17 protein-coding genes are annotated in these 19,226 nt (G+C 37.1%); 15 read left to right on the forward strand and 2 right to left on the reverse strand.

Annotated features, from left to right (window positions below):
• From dnaA to IGJ45_RS00070, 14 genes are all read left to right on the forward strand, one after another.
• The gene (gene dnaA / locus IGJ45_RS00005; protein WP_003129244.1) at positions 1-1,338 is read left to right on the forward strand and encodes a chromosomal replication initiator protein DnaA; all 1,338 of its coding nucleotides are present in this window, start codon (positions 1-3) and stop codon (positions 1,336-1,338) included.
• 159 nt (positions 1,339-1,497) lie between these two features.
• Entirely contained in the window at positions 1,498-2,628 is a 1,131-nt protein-coding gene (gene dnaN / locus IGJ45_RS00010; RefSeq protein WP_003129245.1) for a DNA polymerase III subunit beta, read from the forward strand.
• Positions 2,629-2,852: 224 nt separating this feature from the next.
• Complete coding sequence (yaaA, locus tag IGJ45_RS00015) at positions 2,853-3,092, forward strand: S4 domain-containing protein YaaA (RefSeq protein ID WP_003129246.1); 240 nt, start codon at positions 2,853-2,855, stop codon at positions 3,090-3,092.
• Entirely contained in the window at positions 3,079-4,191 is a 1,113-nt protein-coding gene (recF, locus tag IGJ45_RS00020) for a DNA replication/repair protein RecF (RefSeq protein WP_003129248.1), read from the forward strand. Before yaaA ends, recF begins: the two co-directional genes overlap by 14 nt.
• A 5-nt stretch (positions 4,192-4,196) precedes the next feature.
• Entirely contained in the window at positions 4,197-6,146 is a 1,950-nt protein-coding gene (gene gyrB, locus IGJ45_RS00025) for a DNA topoisomerase (ATP-hydrolyzing) subunit B (protein WP_003129249.1), read from the forward strand.
• A 23-nt stretch (positions 6,147-6,169) separates the two neighbouring features.
• Positions 6,170-8,647 (forward strand): DNA gyrase subunit A, encoded by a 2,478-nt coding sequence (gene gyrA, locus IGJ45_RS00030; RefSeq protein ID WP_409531399.1) that lies wholly within the window; start codon positions 6,170-6,172, stop codon positions 8,645-8,647.
• A 223-nt stretch (positions 8,648-8,870) separates the two neighbouring features.
• A complete protein-coding gene (rpsF, locus tag IGJ45_RS00035) occupies positions 8,871-9,170 on the forward strand; it encodes a 30S ribosomal protein S6 (protein ID WP_003129251.1) in 300 nt (99 codons plus the stop codon).
• Positions 9,171-9,212: 42 nt separating this feature from the next.
• Positions 9,213-9,731, forward strand: a complete 519-nt coding sequence (gene ssb, locus IGJ45_RS00040; protein WP_003129252.1) for a single-stranded DNA-binding protein — start codon at positions 9,213-9,215, stop codon at positions 9,729-9,731.
• 23 nt (positions 9,732-9,754) lie between these two features.
• On the forward strand, positions 9,755-9,991 hold the full coding sequence (gene rpsR / locus IGJ45_RS00045) for a 30S ribosomal protein S18 (RefSeq protein ID WP_003129253.1): 237 nt from the start codon (positions 9,755-9,757) through the stop codon (positions 9,989-9,991).
• 259 nt (positions 9,992-10,250) lie between these two features.
• The gene (locus IGJ45_RS00050; RefSeq protein ID WP_003129254.1) at positions 10,251-11,702 is read left to right on the forward strand and encodes a DHH family phosphoesterase; all 1,452 of its coding nucleotides are present in this window, start codon (positions 10,251-10,253) and stop codon (positions 11,700-11,702) included.
• Positions 11,703-11,715: 13 nt separating this feature from the next.
• Positions 11,716-12,168 (forward strand): 50S ribosomal protein L9, encoded by a 453-nt coding sequence (rplI, locus tag IGJ45_RS00055; RefSeq protein WP_003129255.1) that lies wholly within the window; start codon positions 11,716-11,718, stop codon positions 12,166-12,168.
• A 121-nt stretch (positions 12,169-12,289) separates the two neighbouring features.
• Positions 12,290-13,660 (forward strand): replicative DNA helicase, encoded by a 1,371-nt coding sequence (gene dnaB / locus IGJ45_RS00060; protein ID WP_138371394.1) that lies wholly within the window; start codon positions 12,290-12,292, stop codon positions 13,658-13,660.
• A gap of 202 nt (positions 13,661-13,862) precedes the next feature.
• A complete protein-coding gene (locus tag IGJ45_RS00065; protein WP_021148909.1) occupies positions 13,863-15,155 on the forward strand; it encodes an adenylosuccinate synthase in 1,293 nt (430 codons plus the stop codon).
• Between the two features lie 152 nt (positions 15,156-15,307).
• Complete coding sequence (locus IGJ45_RS00070; protein WP_060813749.1) at positions 15,308-16,183, forward strand: DegV family protein; 876 nt, start codon at positions 15,308-15,310, stop codon at positions 16,181-16,183.
• Between the two features lie 62 nt (positions 16,184-16,245).
• On the opposite strand, the gene IGJ45_RS00075 is transcribed toward IGJ45_RS00070, so the two are convergent.
• Positions 16,246-17,868 carry an ABC-F family ATP-binding cassette domain-containing protein gene (locus IGJ45_RS00075; protein ID WP_003129260.1) on the reverse strand — a complete coding sequence of 541 codons (1,623 nt, stop codon included), beginning with the start codon at positions 17,866-17,868 and terminating at the stop codon, positions 16,246-16,248.
• Between the two features lie 197 nt (positions 17,869-18,065).
• On the opposite strand from IGJ45_RS00075, the gene IGJ45_RS00080 reads away from it, so the two are divergent.
• Positions 18,066-18,884, forward strand: coding sequence for a ZIP family metal transporter (locus IGJ45_RS00080; protein ID WP_003129261.1), 819 nt, complete (start codon positions 18,066-18,068; stop codon positions 18,882-18,884).
• 41 nt (positions 18,885-18,925) lie between these two features.
• Here IGJ45_RS00080 and IGJ45_RS00085 read toward each other — a convergent pair whose 3' ends face one another.
• Complete coding sequence (locus IGJ45_RS00085; RefSeq protein ID WP_003129262.1) at positions 18,926-19,129, reverse strand: hypothetical protein; 204 nt, start codon at positions 19,127-19,129, stop codon at positions 18,926-18,928.
• Positions 19,130-19,226: the final 97 nt, after the last annotated feature.

Genomic DNA, 19,226 nt, shown 5'->3' on the forward strand with positions numbered 1-19,226 from the left:
ATGTCATCTGCTGATTCCATTTGGCGAGATCTTCAGAAATCTTTTAAAGAAGAACTTAATCCAGCAAGTTACAGTGCTTGGATCGAAACAGCCAACATATTATCTTTTGAAAAAAATCAGTTATTGATTGAAGTACCCAGTGATCTTCATAAATCTTATTGGGAAAAAAATCTAGCTGCAAAAATTGTTGAGATGGGCTTCATGAAGACCGGTGAAGAACTAATTCCTAGTTTTGTCACTGCTGAAGAAGCAGAAGCTCTGCAAAAATCGCCTTCTGTTGAACAAACAGTTACTGAAAAAGCAGAAAAAAAAGGAAAAACTATTCTAAACGAAAAATATACTTTTGATACATTTGTTATAGGTAAAGGAAATCAGATGGCTCATGCTGCAGCTTTAGTTGTAGCTGAAGATCCCGGTTCTATCTATAATCCGTTATTCTTCTATGGTGGTGTGGGTCTAGGAAAAACTCACTTGATGCATGCTATCGGACATCAAATGCTGTTAAAAAGACCAAATGCAAAAATCAAATATGTGAGCAGTGAGAACTTCACTAATGATTTTATTACTTCGATCCAAAAGAATAAAATGGAAGATTTTCGGAATGAATACCGAAATGTTGATCTCTTACTTGTTGATGATATTCAGTTTTTGGTCAATAAAGAAGGGACACAAGAAGAATTCTTTAATACATTTGAAGAGCTTTATCGAAATAACAAGCAGATCGTTTTGACAAGTGATCGCTTACCAAATGAAATACCCACGTTACCTGAACGATTGGTTTCACGTTTCGCATGGGGGTTATCTGTAGATATTACACCTCCAGATCTAGAAACTAGAACAGCGATTTTAAGAAAAAAAGCAGAAGCTGAACGCCTCGAAATCCCTGACGATACACTGAGTTATATCGCAGGACAAATTGATTCGAATATTCGGGAATTAGAAGGCGCATTAGTGCGTGTACAAGCATTTGCAACTATGCAAAATTCGGATATTACAACAAGCTTAGCTGCAGAAGCAATCAAAGCATTAAAGTCAAGTCATGGAAGCACTCAAGTTTCTATATTGCAAATCCAAGAGGAAGTTGCAAAATACTACCATATCCATATAAATGATCTCAAAGGAAAAAAACGTGTCAAAGGAATTGTCGTACCTCGGCAAATCGCCATGTTTCTTTCTCGTGAACTAACGGATAACTCTTTACCTAAAATTGGAGCTGAATTCGGAGGTAAAGATCATACTACAGTCATTCATGCTCATGAAAAAATCCAACATCTCTCAGAAACAGATCCTACCATTAAGAATGAAATTTCAGAAATCAAAAACATTCTCTTTAGTTGAGTTGTGGATAAAGCAAAAACATGTCAAAAAGTTATGCACAGGTTATACACAGGCGTTTTCGTTGACGTCTCAATGATATTTTCTAGTTATCCACAATACTAACAAGCCTATTACTACTATTACCTTATTTAATAACTATAAATAAAAGGAGTGCTCCTAATGAAAGTAACTTTAAATCGAACAGAGTTCATGCAAGAATTACAAACCGTTCAACGTGCCATTTCATCAAAAACAACCATACCGATCCTTACAGGTGTTAAATTAGTTCTAACTGATAAAGGTTTAACTCTGACAGGAAGTAATGCTGATATTTCAATTGAGACTTTTTTAAGCGTAGAGAAAGAAAAAGTTCAAATGAAAATTGAACAAACAGGAGCAATTGTTTTACAAGCACGATTTTTTAGTGAAATCATTCGTCGCTTACCGGATAATACTGTTACGCTGGAAGTGATAGAAAATAACCAAGTAGCAATAACTTCAGGGAAAGCTAACTTTACTGTAAATGGATTAGATGCTGATAGTTATCCACATTTACCAGTTGTCGAAAGTCAAGATCGCATCGAAGTTCCTGCTCACATTCTAAATAAAATTGTTAACGAAACAGTTTTTGCTGTTTCACAGCACGAAAGTCGTCCAATTCTAACCGGTGTTCATTTTGTTCTTGAAAATAAGAAATTATTAGCTGTAGCTACAGATTCCCATCGATTAAGTCAACGAGTAATTCCATTAGAAAGTGGGGAAGCGAATTTCAACATCGTTATTCCTGGGAAAAGTTTGACTGAATTGTCCCGTTCTTTAACAGATGAAGAAGAAGCTATTCAAATCAGTATCATGGATAATCAAGTATTGTTCCAAACCAATACAATGAAGTTCTATTCACGCCTATTAGAAGGGACTTACCCAGATACAAATCGATTGATACCATCAAGCTTTAACACAGAAATTGAATTTTCAGTTCCAGAATTGTTGTCAGCCATCGAACGCGCATCTTTACTTTCACATGAAGGAAGAAATAACATTGTTCGTTTGTCAATAAATGAAGATTCTGTTATTTTATATGGGAATTCTCCTGAGATTGGTAAAGTAGAAGAAGATCTATCCTACGAGCAAGTTTCAGGAGAACCATTGGAAATCTCTTTCAATCCTGATTACATGAAGGCGGCTCTAAGAGCTTTTGGAGATACAAGCATCACGATTCGCTTTATTTCTGCTATCAGACCATTCACTTTGGAACCAACTGAAAGTCAAGGAAGCTTTATTCAATTGATTACACCAGTCCGCACAAATTAGAATTTTTCATGTTTATTGTAAATGCATGAAACAAACGTCTGAAAATACAAAAATAGTTTAGAAGGGCTTAAAATCGATTTTAAGCCCTTCTTTTTGTTTTTGCTTATTTTTTATCTAAAACAATCAAAACTTCTCAGAATGAAAATTATACGGATAAATTTGTTTTATTCCTTAAAAAAGAGTATAATAATGGTATACGTTCTTCTATAGAATCGAGGGATAATATGAAAATGCAAATACCTTTAGAAACTGAATATATGACGTTAGGACAAATGTTGAAAGAAGTCAGCGTAATCAGCAGTGGAGGACAAGCAAAATGGTTCCTAGCTGAACATACGGTACTTGTAGACGGAGAGCCAGAGAATAGACGAGGCCGCAAATTATATGCGGGAATGAGGATTGAGATACCTGATGAGGGTACTTTTTTTATGGTAAAGAAGGAAGCCTCAGATGCGTCTGAATAATCTTCAGCTAAATAATTATCGCAACTATGAATCTTTGGAGTTATCTTTCGATAAAAATCTTGTCATTTTTTTAGGCGAGAATGCTCAAGGAAAAACCAACGTTTTAGAAAGTATTTATGTTTTAGCGATGACAAAAAGTCATCGAACTACAAGTGAACAAGAGTTGATTCGTTGGGATACAGCTGGGGCTCAAGTTAGCGGAGCTGTGTCTCGAGGGCATTCTACCATACCATTAGAATTATTTTTAACTAAAAAAGGTCGTAAAACGAAAGTCAATCATATTGAGCAAAAAAAACTTAGTAGTTACATAGGGCAATTGAATGTAATTCTTTTTGCCCCCGAAGATCTTTCACTTGTTAAAGGAAGTCCTCAAGTAAGAAGAAAATTTATCGATATGGAAATTGGACAGATTGATCCGATTTATTTGTATGATCTTGTGCAATATCAAAGTGTTTTGAAACAGCGAAATCAGTATTTGAAGCAATTATTTGAAAAAAAGCAAAATGATGAGCTCTATCTCACTGTGTTGACTGAACAATTGATTGAATTTGGCAGCAAGATCATTTTTGCACGACAACGTTTTGTAAAACGATTAGCATTTTGGGCCAATCAACTCCATCAAAAAATAAGTGATGAAAAAGAAGTTTTACAAATAGAATACTTGTCTAGTGTTGGTACTGTAAGTGCATCTCTAGAACAAGTTCAACAACAATTCAAAGATGCACTGGATCAAGTGAAAACACGTGAAAAAATGAGACAGATTTCTCTAGTGGGTCCACACCGAGATGATCTCAACTTTTTAATCAATGATAGGAATGTTCAAACATTCGGATCCCAAGGTCAACAGCGAACCACTGCATTAAGTGTAAAATTGGCAGAGATTGATTTGATGAAAGAAGAAACGGGAGAATATCCGGTTCTTTTGTTAGATGATGTCATGAGTGAATTAGACGATTCTCGTCAGTTACACTTACTAGAAACAATTGAAGGAAAAGTACAAACATTTATTACTACAACCACACTTGAACATGTAAAAGATAAAATGTCTGTTGAAGCAGAGATTTTTTACGTAGACAAAGGACACATAAAAGGAGAATAGACTGAATGACAGAAGAAGAAAAAAGTTTAGTTGAACGTGCCAAAGAATATGACGCCAGTCAGATTCAAGTCTTAGAAGGTTTAGAAGCGGTACGCAAGCGTCCAGGAATGTATATCGGATCGACCAGTTCAGAAGGGCTCCATCACCTTGTGTGGGAAATCGTAGATAATTCGATTGATGAAGCACTTGCTGGTTTTGCTACAGCGATTCAAGTAATTATCGAAGAAGACAATAGTATTACTGTTGTCGATGACGGTCGGGGAATTCCTGTAGATATTCAAGCAAAAACTGGCAGACCTGCTGTTGAAACCGTATTTACTATTCTTCATGCAGGGGGAAAATTTGGCGGTGGCGGATATAAAGTTTCAGGAGGCTTGCATGGGGTAGGCTCTTCAGTGGTAAACGCATTATCTACCACATTAGATGTTAAAGTATTCAAAGAAGGCAAAGTTTATTATCAAGAATACCATCGGGGAGCTGTTGTCGAAGATCTAAAAGTGATTGGTGAAACAGATCGTCATGGGACCACTGTTCACTTTGTACCGGATCCTGAAATATTTACAGAAACTACTGTTTTTAACTTTGATAAGTTGGCTACACGTGTTCGAGAATTAGCTTTTCTGAATCGCGGCTTAAAAATTTCAATTGAAGATAAACGAGAAGAACATCCTGTTCTGAAGGAATATCATTATGACGGCGGAATTAAAAGCTACGTTGAACACTTAAATGCAAGTAAGACAGTTATTTTTCCTGAACCAATCTATCTTGAAGGGGAACAACAGGGCATCACGGTTGAAGTTTCTCTACAATACACAGATAGCTATCATAACAATTTGCTAAGTTTTGCTAATAATATTCATACGTATGAAGGTGGTACACATGAGTCTGGATTCAAGACAGCTTTGACTCGGGTTATCAATGACTATGCACGTAAATCTAAGCTAATGAAAGAAAATGATGAGAATCTAACAGGTGAAGATGTTCGAGAAGGTCTTACAGCGGTTATTTCCATCAAACATCCAGATCCTCAGTTTGAAGGACAAACAAAAACAAAATTAGGGAACTCAGAAGTGCGGACTGTAACTGATCGTTTATTTTCAGAACATTTCACAAAATTTTTGATGGAGAATCCAGCAGTTGGGCGCCAAGTAGTTGAAAAAGGACTGTTAGCCTCTAAAGCACGTCAAGCAGCTAAGCGTGCGCGTGAGATGACTCGACGTAAAGGTGCTCTTGAAATTAGTAATCTGCCAGGTAAGCTAGCAGATTGTTCAAGTAATGATCCTGAGAAATGCGAATTATTTATTGTCGAAGGAGACTCAGCTGGAGGATCAGCTAAACAAGGACGAAGTCGTGAATTCCAAGCGATTCTGCCTATTCGAGGGAAAATTTTAAATGTCGAAAAAGCAAGCATGGATAAAATTTTGGCAAATGAAGAAATCCGTTCACTATTTACAGCGATGGGCACAGGATTTGGAGCAGACTTTGATGTTTCTAAGGCACGTTATCATAAATTAGTAATTATGACTGATGCCGACGTCGATGGCGCACATATCCGAACATTGCTATTAACTTTATTCTATCGCTATATGCGACCAATTGTTGAAGCTGGATATGTTTATATTGCTCAACCACCACTTTATGGGGTAAAACAAGGAAAAAATATCCATTATATCCAACCAGGCAAAAACGCAGAACAAGATTTGAAGAATACAATCGAGTCATTGCCTGCAACGCCTAAACCAAGTGTTCAACGATACAAAGGTTTAGGTGAGATGGATGACCATCAGCTTTGGGAAACAACAATGGATCCGGAAAACCGGATGATGCTCCGTGTAAGTGTAGACGATGCAATTGAAGCAGATCAAATTTTTGAAATGCTAATGGGCGATCGTGTAGAACCAAGGCGTGCCTTTATTGAAGAGAATGCACATTATGTTAAAAATCTTGATATCTAGCCAATCGTAAAGGAGGAAATAGCTTGAGTGAAGCAAAACAAAATATTCATGATGTCAATCTGACAAGTGAAATGCGTGAGTCCTTTATCGATTATGCGATGAGTGTTATTGTTGCAAGGGCCTTGCCAGATGTTCGAGATGGACTAAAACCAGTTCATCGTAGAATTTTATATGGAATGAATGAATTAGGGGTTACACCAGACAAACCTCATAAAAAATCAGCCCGTATCGTCGGTGATGTAATGGGTAAATATCACCCTCATGGTGATAGTGCGATTTACGAATCAATGGTGCGGATGGCGCAACCGTTTAGTTATCGTTATATGTTAGTGGATGGTCATGGTAACTTTGGTTCAGTCGATGGTGATGGTGCTGCCGCGATGCGGTATACTGAAGCCCGCATGAGCAAATTAGCAATGGAAATGCTAAGAGACATTAATAAAGATACCGTCGATTTTCAAAGTAATTACGACGATACTGAAAGAGAACCTGCAGTATTGCCTGCTCGTTTTCCTAATCTCTTAGTCAATGGTACAACAGGTATTGCGGTAGGTATGGCAACGAACATTCCACCACATAATTTGAATGAAGTAATTGCGGCTATTGAGCTGCTAATGGAAAATCCTGAAGTAACAACGAATGAATTGATGGAAGTTTTGCCCGGACCTGATTTTCCAACGGGCGGCCTAGTTATGGGTAAATCAGGTATTCGACGGGCCTATGAGACAGGTAAAGGGTCCATTACGGTACGAGGAAAAGTTGAAGTTACTGAGATGCCTAATGGTAAAGAAAGAATTCTAGTCACCGAATTGCCGTACATGGTCAATAAAGCAAAATTAATTGAGCGGATTTCAGAACTTCATCGAGACAAACGTATCGAAGGTATTACGGACTTGCGCGATGAATCTTCTCGAGAAGGTATGCGTATTGTGATCGATGTTCGTCGTGACGTTAGTGCTTCAGTTATTTTGAACAACCTTTATAAAATGACGGCTCTTCAATCATCTTTTGGCTTTAATATGCTGGCGATTGAAAAAGGCGTACCAAAAATTTTAAGTTTGAAACGAATTTTAGAAAATTATATCGAGCATCAAAAAGAGGTAGTAACGCGTCGTACTCAATTTGACAAAAACAAAGCAGAAGCACGTGCTCACATCTTGGAAGGATTACGGATTGCTCTTGATCATATTGATGAAATCATTGCATTGATTAGAGCATCTAATTCAGATGATGAAGCAAAAAACACAATGATGGAACGTTTCAGTCTATCAGATCGACAAGCGCAAGCGATTCTAGATATGCGTTTGCGTCGTTTAACAGGATTAGAAAGAGACAAGATTGAAAATGAATATCAAAGTTTGTTGGAATTGATTGCTGACTTAAAAGATATTTTAGCTAATCCTCAGCGAGTTTTAGAAATTATCCAAACAGAATTGCAAGAATTAGGTCAACGCTTTGGTGATGAGCGCCGAACAGAATTACTTGTTGGAGAAGTATTGAGTCTTGAAGATGAAGATTTGATTGAAGAAGAAGAAATTGTCATTACGCTGACAAATAATGGGTATATCAAACGAGTAGCAAATTCTGAATTTCGGGCTCAACGTCGTGGAGGTCGTGGTGTTCAAGGCATGGGGATTCACGATGAAGACTTTGTTAAAACGTTGATTTCTTGTTCAACTCATGATACTTTACTTTTCTTTACTAACATGGGGAAAGTTTATAAAGCTAAAGGATACGAAATTCCTGAATACGGACGAGCTGCTAAAGGTATTCCTGTGATCAATCTTTTAGGTATTGATTCAAACGAACGCATCGAAGCGATTATCTCTGCTTCTGGAGGACCTCAAGAAGGACGTTATCTGTTCTTCACGACACGGCTAGGTATAGTAAAACGTACATCAGTTACTGCTTTCTCCAATATTCGGGCCAATGGATTGATTGCTATTGGGTTACGCGAAAATGATGAATTAGTTAATGTAGTAGAAACCAATGGGCAAGATGTGATGATTATTGGTACACACAATGGCTATTCAGTTACATTTAAAGAAGAGCTGGTTCGAGATATGGGACGAACTGCTGCAGGCGTTCGAGGCATCCGTTTAAGAGAAGATGACTATGTTGTCGGCGCTTCTGTGATCAAAGAAGATAGTGAAGTATTAGTTATCACAGAGAATGGCTACGGAAAACGTACAAAAGGTTCAGAATACCCAATAAAAGGGCGTGGTGGTAAAGGAATAAAAACTGCGAATATTACTGCGAAAAATGGACCGTTAGCTGGATTGACTACAGTTTCAGGTAAAGAAGATATCATGCTAATTACAGACAAAGGTGTCATTATCCGATTTAACGTTGAAACAGTATCTCAAACTGGACGTGCAACTTTAGGCGTTCGCTTAATGAAGATGGAAAACGGAGCGAAAGTAGTCACGATGGCCACTGTAGATCCGGAAGTTTCTGAAACAGAAGAAGAAATATCTTCTGAAAGTCAGAATGATGAATAGTAATGTAACTCCAACACGATGTTGTTGGAGTTTTTTTAATAAATGAAAATATTTTGTGCGTACTTATTGATGCAAGCAATTTTACTGTCAAAAGTCAAAAAATTAATCTTGTATTATGGATGAAAAAAAAGTATAATTGGTATTTGTGAGTAGTCTAATCAGGCGACTCTCTCTGCTCCTAGAATATACTAGGGGCCTAAGACCACAGGGAGGTGAATAATCAATGGAAAATACGAAATATGAGATCTTATACATCATTCGTCCAAACATTGATGAAGAAGCAAAATCTGCATTGATCGCACGTTTTGACACGATCTTGACAGATAACGGAGCTGAAGTTATCGAGTCTAAAGATTGGCAAAAACGCCGTCTAGCGTATGAAATGGATGGATTCCGTGAGGGTATCTATCACATCGTTAAAGTTTCTTCTCCATCAAATGCAAGTGCAATCAATGAATTTGACCGTCTTGCTAAAATCAATGACGATATTATCCGTCACATGATTGTCAAAGAAGAAGAATAAAATTGTTTCACATGAAACAAAGCGATGAGGAGATGATGAACTTTGATTAATAATGTTGTATTAGTAGGAAGATTAACCAAAGATCCTGATTTACGATACACTGCTAACGGCACTGGCGTCGCGTCTTTTACATTGGCTGTAAATCGTAATTTTACGAACCAAAGTGGAGAACGTGAAGCTGATTTCATCAATTGTGTGATTTGGAGAAAACCTGCAGAAACACTGGCTAATTATGCTCGTAAGGGTACATTACTTGGTGTGACTGGAAGAATCCAAACACGTTCTTATGACAATCAACAAGGACAACGTGTATATGTAACTGAAGTTGTAGCAGACAATTTTCAATTGTTAGAATCTCGTAATGCTTCTGAACAACGACGCACTACCGAAAGCGGTGGAAATACTTCGTATAATACTAGTGGTTCTTCTGGATTCGGAAACAATAGCACAAATCAAAATCAATCCTCTCAACCATCAGGAATGCCTAACTTTGATCGAGATAATTCTGATCCATTCGGAAACTCGTCAATTGACATTTCAGACGATGATTTACCATTCTAATAAATTGATAGGAGGGAAATAGAATGGCACAACAAAGAAGAGGCGGACGTAAACGTCGCAAAGTAGACTATATTGCTGCAAATCATATCGAACACATCGATTATAAAGATACAGAATTGTTAAAACGTTTCATTTCTGAACGTGGAAAAATTTTGCCACGTCGTGTAACAGGTACAGGGGCTAAAAACCAACGTAAACTAACTGTTGCAATTAAACGCGCACGTATCATGGGATTACTTCCATTTGTAGGCGAAGAATAATTTTTACTATTCAAAAGTTGACAACTGTTTTTGACAGTTGTCAACTTTTTTTGTATATACTATTACTAAAAACATTTAGTGTATTTGTTATTTAATTCTGTCTTTAAATAACGAAAAAATCTTTGCCGGTATTTGATTTGTGGTTTCCTAAATAAAGTTTCACGTGAAACTTTATTTAGGAAATCGCTTATTCGTATAAGATGTGGTAAAATATAAAAGTGTTTAATATTTCTATAGCAGTTTATTGAGGAGTTAAATTATGTCAGCAATCGGACTTATTTCAATTGATAACTATGATGATCTAATTGACAAAAAAGATGACAAACAAATATCCTACTTGAACTCTTTGATCACGACGCTAATTTCAGATTGGGCCAGTGAAAATCATATCTTTTATAAGCGGATTAATTCTGAACGCTTTCTTTTTGTTGCCAAGATTGAAGATATTGAGAAGATGAAAAAAGGGAATTTTGAATTTTTGACACGTGTTCGTAATATTGCTGAAAAGAATGACTTAGCCTTAACCATTAGTATGGGAATCTCTTACGGAGAAGAATCGCTAGAGACAATAGGCGAAGTAGCTCAAAATAATTTAGATATCGCCTTGGTACGTGGTGGGGATCAAGTGGTACTGAAGAAAGCTGATGAGGAAGCAAAACCACAGTTTTTTGGGGGGAATACAGATGGTACGCCCAAGAGAACTCGTGTTCGCTCTCGGGCTATGAGTACTACATTAAAAAAAATATTTGCTGATAATAAAAAGGTATTTATCATGGGACACAGGTACCCTGATATGGATGCTTTAGGTGCAGCCTTTGGAGTTGCTTATATGGCAATGATGAGTGAACGTGAATGTTACATCATTTTAAATCCTAAAGAAATTACTGCGGATATTGAACGGGTATTAGAAGAATTGAAGAAATATCCTGATTTAGAACGAATTGTTATTTCAGGTGAGGAAGCTGTAACTTTATCCAATGAGGAAAGTGTCTTAGTAATGGTTGATTATCATAAACCGTCTATGTCAATCTCACAAAAAGTTTATGATGTATTTGATAAAATTGCTGTAATTGATCATCACCGTCGCGGAGATGAGTTTCCAGATAAGCCGTTGTTGACTTATATTGAATCAACAGCATCTTCGGCATCAGAGTTAGTCGCTGAGTTGATACAATATCGTTCTACTCGCAAAACACAAATTCCCAAATTTATCACTACTTCTTTATTGGCGGGAATTTATGTCGATACAAAGAATTTCTCTGTTCGAACAACTGGTAGAACTTTTGATATAGCTGGATACCTCAAAAATCAAGGTGCGGATACTTCACTTGTTCAATATATGCTTAGTACGGATTTAGATTCCTATTTAATGATTAGTGAACTAGTTTCTAAAAGCAAACATTACAAAGAAGATATCGTTATCGCAGTAGCTGATGATAAACGAGTATATGACAGTGTGACAGTCGCTAAGGCAGCGGATACGCTTTTATCAATCAATGGGATTCATGCTGCTTTTGTGATCACAAGGCAGCCTAGTAAGTTGATCGGTATTAGTGCTCGAAGCACTGGCAAAATCAACGTGCAAGTTTTAATGGAAGCACTTGGTGGAGGAGGCCACTTCACAAATGCAGCTACTCAAATCAAGGATAAAAGCTTGGATGAAGTCAAAAAAATGTTAATTCAAGAACTTAACAAGTTAGAAAGAGAATGAGGAGTGACCACAGATGAAAGTTATTTTCTTGCAAGATGTTAAAGGAAAAGGAAAAAAAGGAGATATTAAGGATGTACCAAATGGGTATGCACAAAACTTCTTAATTAAAAACAACTTAGCTAAACCAGCTAATAATGAAAGCATGGCCGAATTAAAAGGAAAACAAAAAGCACAAGAAAAACATGAAGCGGAATTACTGGCGGAGGCTGAAGAACTAAAAACAGTCCTTGAAAAGGAAGAAACAGTTGTTAGAATTAAAGCGAAAGCAGGAGAAGATGGTCGGTTGTTTGGTTCTATTCCATCAAAACAAATTGCTGATGCTTTGAACAAACAATATAGTATAAAATTGGACAAGCGGAAAATTGAGTTAGAACAACCCATTCGGGCATTAGGTTATACAAAGGTGCCCGTCAAATTACATTCTAAAGTAACTGCTACAATTACCGTCCAAACGGTACAAGAATAAAAAGTTTCCCAACAGTAAAATGTTGGGATTTTTTAAGCGGATATTTTTGTAATCGAGGTTCTCTTGTGCTTTGATTTGATATCCTGTAGAATAAATGAACACTAGATTAGGAGCGAAAGTCATGAATGAAGTATGGCAAAATCAAATTCCGCCTCAAGACATTGAAGCTGAGCAAGCGGTTTTAGGAGCAATCTTTTTAGAAGCGGATTCAATTATTGATGCGATGGAAATTATTGAACCACAAGATTTTTATCGGCGCAGCCATCAGATTATCTTTCAAGCGATGATTCAACTCAATGATCGTAATGAATCCATCGACCTAATCACATTGAAAGCAGAAATAGAAAAAAGTAATAGTCTGGAAGATATCGGCGGGCTTACTTATTTAACAGAACTTAGCCAAGCTTCTCCTTCGGCCGCTAGTATTGCTTATTATGCAAAAATCGTGGACGACAAAGCGACTTTACGCAACTTGATTCAAACCGCTAGTCGTATCGTGACAAAGGGGTTTGAACAAGATGAAGATGTTCAATCGATTGTCGATCAAGCAGAGAAAAGCATTTTAGAGGTTTCAGAAAAAAGAAATAGCAACGGATTTCAGTCTATTGCTGATGTGTTAAATCGAACAATTGAAAATATTGATCAGTTAGCGCAAAATAACGAAGAAATTACCGGATTGCCTACTGGCTATGCAGCTTTAGATAAAATGACAGCTGGACTTCAAAAAGAAGAGCTAATTATTTTAGCAGCACGTCCTGCTGTTGGTAAAACAGCTTTTGCACTAAATATAGCACAAAATGTAGGAACAAAAACAGATCGTTCTGTCGCCATCTTCAGCTTAGAGATGGGTGCAGAATCATTAGTCAATCGAATGCTATGTGCGGAAGGATCTATTGAAGCCAGCCATTTACGGACCGGTCAACTGTCAGAAGAAGAGTGGCGCAATTTGATCGTGGCCATGGGAAGTTTGTCGAATGCTAGTATTTATATTGATGATACACCTGGAATCAAAATTTCCGAGATTCGAGCACGTTGTCGTAAATTAGCACAGGAAAAAGGGAATTTGGGTTTGATATTGATTGATTATTTGCAATTGATTGAAGGTACAGGAAGAGAAAACCGTCAACAAGAGGTCTCTGAGATTTCTCGGCAATTGAAGAAATTAGCCAAAGAATTAAAAGTTCCAGTTATTGCGCTTTCTCAATTATCACGAGGGGTGGAACAACGCCAAGATAAACGTCCAGTTTTAAGTGATATTCGTGAATCTGGATCTATTGAGCAAGATGCAGACATTGTTGCATTTCTCTATCGAGACGATTACTATCAACGTGAAGGTGACGAAGAGGATGGCGGTGAAGAGCCGCAAAACAATAATGTCATTGAAGTGATTATTGAAAAGAACAGAAGTGGAGCACGGGGAACAGTTGAATTATTGTTTATCAAGGAATACAATAAGTTTTCCTCTCTATCTCCAAGAGTTGAGTTTGCATAGGATAGGTTGCGACTGGTACTATTGCCGGTCGCTTTTTTTATTCGTATTTAGCTTTGTATAAAAAAAATAAATAAAATATAGTTCGTTTTTTTCTGCTTTTTTTCATTTTAATCGATTCAATCATTCGATTTTAGATTGAATCCATGATCGAATACTGGTACAATACTTATGGAGTGCAATATATAAAGAAAGAGGTCATTAAATGTCATCTGTAGTAGTAGTAGGTACCCAATGGGGCGATGAAGGAAAAGGGAAGATTACCGACTTTTTGAGTGAAAATGCGGAAGTGATTGCACGTTATCAAGGTGGAGACAATGCAGGACATACTATTAAGTTTGATGGAGTGACATATAAATTACACTTGATTCCATCCGGTATTTTTTATAAAGATAAAATTAGCGTGATCGGAAATGGCGTAGTTGTGAATCCAAAATCTCTTGTTAAGGAACTTGCCTATCTAAAAGAGAATAATATAATAACAGATAATTTGAAAATTTCTGACCGTGCCCATGTTATTTTACCGTATCATATCAAATTAGATCAGTTACAAGAAGATGCTAAAGGTGACAATAAAATCGGAACAACGATCAAAGGGATTGGTCCAGCTTATATGGATAAAGCCGCTCGTGTAGGTATTCGAATTGCTGATCTTCTTGATAAAGAAATTTTTGAAGAAAGATTACGTATCAATCTTGAAGAAAAAAATCGTCAATTTGTTAAAATGTTTGATGATGAGCCGATTGCTTTTGAAGATATTTTTGAAGAGTATTATGAATATGGTCAACAAATCAAGAAATATGTAACGGATACTTCAGTTATTCTAAACGATGCGCTAGATCAAGGAAAACGCGTACTGTTTGAAGGTGCTCAAGGAGTTATGCTAGATATTGATCAAGGAACATATCCGTTCGTAACATCCTCAAATCCAGTAGCTGGTGGAGTAACCATTGGTAGTGGAGTGGGTCCTTCTAAAATCAATAAAGTAGTTGGTGTTTGTAAAGCATATACTTCAAGAGTTGGTGATGGCCCATTCCCAACAGAACTTTTTGATGAAACAGGCAATCAAATTCGTGAAGTTGGCCGTGAATATGGTACGACAACTGGTCGTCCACGTCGTGTTGGTTGGTTTGACTCTGTTGTCATGCGTCATTCAAAACGTGTTTCTGGTATCACGAATCTGTCTCTAAATTCAATTGATGTTTTGAGCGGCTTGGAAACTGTAAAAATTTGTACTGCTTATGAATTAGATGGAGAATTGATTTATCATTATCCTGCAAGTCTAAAAGAATTGAATCGTTGTAAACCAGTCTATGAAGAGTTACCAGGCTGGTCAGAAGATATTACTGGATGCAAAACATTAGCTGATCTTCCTGAAAATGCACGTAACTATGTACATCGTATCTCTGAATTAGTTGGGGTTCGTATCTCAACATTTTCAGTAGGGCCAGATCGTAATCAAACGAATATATTAGAGAGTGTTTGGGCACAAATCTAATCAGTGGGTAGAATTAATTAGTAGAATTGAATAGTAGAAAGAACAAGGCAGAGTATTTTAGAAGAAAATCGATGATTTTCCCGTCTTCAAGTATGATTTCTTCTGCCTTGTTCTTTTTTTGCTATAATAAGGTTATCAAGGGGGGTGTACCTATGTATCAAATCATTACAGATTCATGTTGTGATCTACCAGCAAAAAGATTAGCTGAATTGGGTGTTCAATATATATCTATGACAATTGAACTTGAAGGAAAAGAATATATCGATGATATGGGTGAACAATTTGATGCCAAGTGGTTTTTAGAAAAATTAAAAGAAAATGCACAACCGACAACTTCTCAAATCAACGTCGGACGTTATGTTGAATTTTTTCGTCCATATGTAGAATCGCACACACCGATACTTTATCTAGGTTTTTCGTCTGGAATGAGCGGTTCTTTTCAAAGCGCTGTTCAAGCTGTTGCTATTCTTAAAGAAGAATACCCTCATGCTGAAATCACACTCATTGATACAAAATCTGCTAGTTTGGGAGAGGGTTTTTTAGTAGCGGAAGCAGCAAAAAGACAAAGTGAAGGTTGGTCTCTTCATGAGGTCAGCCAGTGGGTAGAAGAACATAAATTATCTCTAGATTCTTGGGTGACAGTTGATGATCTTCGACATCTTGAAAGAGGCGGTAGAATATCTAAAACAGCAGCGGCCATTGGCGGACTATTAAATGTTAAACCAATTATTACTGTAGATACAGAAGGAAAGTTGAAAAATGTCGATAAAGTGAGAGGTCGAAATAAATCAATTCAAAAAATTGTTGATAAAACAGTAGCGAATCTGCGTGAATCTCAAATAGAGACGGTTTATCTTGCAAATGCAGGTGATGACGAAGCAGCAGAAAAAGTGTTAAGACTCTTGAAAGAGCAATTTCCAGCATTAATTATTTATCATTATCCTTTAGGACCAACAATTGCCAGCCATACAGGATATGGTTGTTTGGCACTTTTTTCATTCGGAAAAACACGTTTGATCAGTGATTGATTTTCTCTTAAATATAAAAGCCAAATGCAAGAGTTCTTGCATTTGGCTTTTTCATTTGGAGATCAATTATATAATTCTTGAATTCTTTGTTGTACATCTTTGTTGTCTAAGAACTCATCATAGGTAGTCTCTGCACGATCAACAACACCTTTATTTGAAACGGCGATAATTCGATTTGCGAGCGTTTGAATAAATTGATGGTCATGAGAGGCAAAAAGTAAAGAGCCGGTAAAAGCCATAAGGCCATCATTCAATGCAGTAATCGATTCTAAATCTAAGTGATTTGTTGGATCGTCTAAGACAAGAACATTAGCTTTTGATAGCATTAGTTTTGATAACATACAACGAACTTTTTCGCCACCCGATAGAACATTGACTGGTTTTAAGACTTCATCACCTGAAAACAGCATCCGACCTAAGAAACTACGTAAGAATGTATTATCATCCTCTTCTTTACTAGCATACTGACGCAACCAATCAACAATTGGTGTATCCGTATCAAATTCACCAGTAGTATCTTTTGGCAAGTAAGCGTGTTGTGTTGTAACACCCCAGCGTACACTACCAGTATCTGGCACGATCTCGCCCATAATAACTTTGAATAGTGTAGTCGTTGTGATGTCGTTGTTGGCAATAAAAGCAACTTTGTCATCTTTATTCAAAGTGAATGAGATATTATCTAAAATCTTTTTACCGTCAATAGTCACACTGACATTATCTACTTGCAACAAGTCATTCCCAATTTCCCGTTCTGGTTTAAATCCTACAAAAGGATAGCGGCGTGAAGAAGGTTGAATATCATCAAGTGTGATTTTATCCAACATTTTCTTTCGAGAAGTGGCTTGCTTTGATTTTGATGCGTTTGCACTAAAGCGGGCAATAAATTCTTGCAGTTCTTTGATTTGTTCTTCTTTTTTCGCATTTGATTGTGATTGCAATTTTGCTGCTAATTGACTTGATTCTAACCAAAAATCATAGTTTCCGACATACAGTTTGATCTTCCCAAAATCTAGATCTGCCATATGGGTACATACTTTATTTAAGAAGTGACGGTCATGGGAAACTACGATAACGGTATTATCAAAGTTGATTAAAAATTCTTCTAACCAGTTAATAGATTGGATATCCAATCCATTAGTCGGCTCATCCAAGAGCAAGACGTCTGGTTTTCCGAAAAGAGCTTGTGCTAACAACACTTTCACACGTTGACCAGCTGTTAATTCTTTCATTTGGACATGGTGTAATTCATCAGGGATATTCAACCCTTGTAAGAGAACTGCGGCTTCAGGTTCAGCTTCCCAACCATCCAGTTCAGCAAACTCTCCTTCTAGTTCAGCAGCACGGATACCATCTTCGTCACTAAAGTCTTCTTTCATGTAGATCGCATCTTTTTCTTTCATTACATCGTATAATCGTTTGTGACCCATGATAACAGTTTCAATAACTGGGTATTCTTCGAAGTCAAAATGATTTTGTTTCAAAACAGCCATTCGTTCATCGGGTCCTAATGAAACATTTCCTGTAGATGGTTGGATTTCTCCAGATAATATTTTTAAGAAAGTTGATTTACCAGCACCATTTGCACCAATCAAACCATAGCAATTGCCAGGCGTAAACTTAATATTAACATCGTCGAACAGTTTGCGATCTGAAAAATGCAAACTTACATCACTTACTGTAATCAATTCTTTTCCTCACTTTATATATATTGACATTGAGTCTCCTAGCATTATAGCGATGAATGTTGAAAGTTTCAAGTAAACTCAAGGATTTCCCTACAATCAAACAAGGAGCTTAGAATTATTTTGAGTAAAACAAAAGGCTAGAATCAAGCGTTTTCCTATGCTAGAGTAAAGGGAGAAGATAGGAGGAGAGAAATGTTTTGGTTGAATGGTTAATGCAACTGTCCCCGTGGCAGCAGGCTTTGGCTGGTACTTTATTTACATACGCCATGACTGCTCTAGGTGCGGCACTTGTTTATTTTTTTAAGGATATCAATAAAAATGTTCTGAATACGATGTTGGGATTCGCTTCCGGTGTAATGATTGCTGCGAGTTTTTGGTCATTACTAGACCCTGCTATCGCTCGTGCGGAAGAAAATGGGGATATCCCATGGCTTGTGGTTAGTATTGGTTTTGGATTGGGTGGACTATTTTTATATGCTGCAGACAAAACATTACCGCATATGCACTTTGGTCCTAACCATGAAACAGAAGGCTTTCCAAGCCATTTAAAACGAACGATTCTGTTGGTATTCTCCATCACATTACACAATATTCCTGAAGGCTTGGCAGTTGGTGTGGCTTTTGGAGCAGCCGCCAGCTCGGAAGATCCTCGGGCAGCAGTTTTGGCAGCTATTTCAGTAGCTATAGGTATTGGGATCCAAAATTTTCCCGAAGGAGCTGCTGTATCCATTCCTTTAAGACAGGAAGGATTGAGTCGTAATAAGGCCTTTGTCTATGGACAAGCTTCTGGGATCGTTGAACCGATTGCCGGTGTTATAGGCGCTTTGCTGGTAACAAGTATGACAGCCGTTTTGCCATATGCTTTAGCATTTGCAGCGGGAGCGATGATTTATGTAGTGGTAGAGGAACTAATACCTGAAGCACAACAAACAGCTAGTAGTCGACGGCATTTTGCAGTTTTTGGTGTTATGACAGGCTTCATTCTGATGATGGTTTTGGATGTTGCTTTAGGATAATCAAAAAAGACTTGGAACAGATAATGCTCCAAGTCTTTTTGTTAGTTATAGTATTTTTTTGGTCGTTGTCGAACGTTTGTCAGCCACCGAACAATTAGAACAGCTAACAATAAAGGAATACCAAAACGAAAAATTAAACCAATCAATCCGCCAATTAATCCTAAGACGAGAGATAAGAGCAATGAAGCCAGAACTAAAACTGCTACAACAGTTACGATTTTACCTAACAAACTTTGTGTATTCATAATAAATCCTCCTATGCCTTTTTCTTAAATTTATTTTATCAAGAAAGAAGAGGTGGAACATCCATCTTAAGGCGGAATTTTTTCTCCGTCGGTAGTC

This window comes from Enterococcus sp. DIV0574 (assembly GCF_051711125.1).
Lineage (GTDB): Bacteria > Bacillota > Bacilli > Lactobacillales > Enterococcaceae > Enterococcus_D > Enterococcus_D gallinarum.

Bases quoted from the DNA above. Each gene is read 5' to 3' on its own strand.
- rplI (WP_003129255.1), top strand. From the start codon at position 11,716: ATGAAAGTTATTTTCTTGCAAGATGTTAAAGGAAAAGGAAAAAAAGGA.
- rpsF (WP_003129251.1), top strand. From the start codon at position 8,871: ATGGAAAATACGAAATATGAGATCTTATACATCATTCGTCCAAACATT.
- dnaN (WP_003129245.1), top strand. From the start codon at position 1,498: ATGAAAGTAACTTTAAATCGAACAGAGTTCATGCAAGAATTACAAACC.
- IGJ45_RS00065 (WP_021148909.1), top strand. From the start codon at position 13,863: ATGTCATCTGTAGTAGTAGTAGGTACCCAATGGGGCGATGAAGGAAAA.
- gyrB (WP_003129249.1), top strand. From the start codon at position 4,197: ATGACAGAAGAAGAAAAAAGTTTAGTTGAACGTGCCAAAGAATATGAC.
- rpsR (WP_003129253.1), top strand. From the start codon at position 9,755: ATGGCACAACAAAGAAGAGGCGGACGTAAACGTCGCAAAGTAGACTAT.
- yaaA (WP_003129246.1), top strand. From the start codon at position 2,853: ATGAAAATGCAAATACCTTTAGAAACTGAATATATGACGTTAGGACAA.
- recF (WP_003129248.1), top strand. From the start codon at position 3,079: ATGCGTCTGAATAATCTTCAGCTAAATAATTATCGCAACTATGAATCT.
- dnaB (WP_138371394.1), top strand. From the start codon at position 12,290: ATGAATGAAGTATGGCAAAATCAAATTCCGCCTCAAGACATTGAAGCT.
- IGJ45_RS00085 (WP_003129262.1), bottom strand. From the start codon at position 19,129: ATGAATACACAAAGTTTGTTAGGTAAAATCGTAACTGTTGTAGCAGTT.
- dnaA (WP_003129244.1), top strand. From the start codon at position 1: ATGTCATCTGCTGATTCCATTTGGCGAGATCTTCAGAAATCTTTTAAA.
- IGJ45_RS00070 (WP_060813749.1), top strand. From the start codon at position 15,308: ATGTATCAAATCATTACAGATTCATGTTGTGATCTACCAGCAAAAAGA.
- IGJ45_RS00050 (WP_003129254.1), top strand. From the start codon at position 10,251: ATGTCAGCAATCGGACTTATTTCAATTGATAACTATGATGATCTAATT.